This window comes from Vibrio sp. 704 (assembly GCF_033339295.1).
Genome location: NZ_JAWOUH010000927.1, coordinates 1 through 538, shown reverse-complemented (window position 1 = coordinate 538; position 538 = coordinate 1). Strand labels below are relative to the sequence as shown.

Here is a 538-nt window from a genome sequence, read left to right as displayed (position 1 = left end):
GGCATCGGTCACCAAAACAAGCTTTTCACCTTTGATTTTATGAGCAATTCGAATGTTTGCGTAGTCTACGTGGAAGCCGTCAGCAATGATGCCTGCGTAGATCTCTGGTGTATCGTAAATAGCACCAACCACTCCTGGCTCACGACCAACCATAGGAGTCATCGCATTGAATAGGTGAGTTGCAAAAGTAATACCGGCCTCAAAACCCTTGCGTGCTTCAGCATAGGTCGCGTTTGTGTGACCGATTGATACCACAATGCCTGCAGCTTTTAGGCGTGCGATATGTTCAGGGTCGTTCTGCTCTGGCGCAAGAGTTACTTTGGCAATGATGTCTGCATTTGAGCAAATAAGGTCAATCATGCCGTCATCGGATGGACGGATGAAGTCTACGCTATGAATACCTTTTTTCGCGACGTTAAGGTATGGGCCTTCAAGATGTAAGCCAAGCGATTGGTTTTGGTATTTTTTGTGATATTCGCGAGCTGCGGCGATTGCCGCGCGCATATCTTCATCAGAAGACGTAATAAGCGTAGGAAGG

At 47.2% G+C, this 538-nt stretch carries 1 protein-coding gene; it reads right to left on the bottom strand.

Features of this window, described 5'->3' with window-relative positions:
• On the bottom strand, positions 1-538 hold a 538-nt coding region (nagA, locus tag R7R24_RS29925), incomplete at both ends, for an N-acetylglucosamine-6-phosphate deacetylase (RefSeq protein ID WP_318120616.1).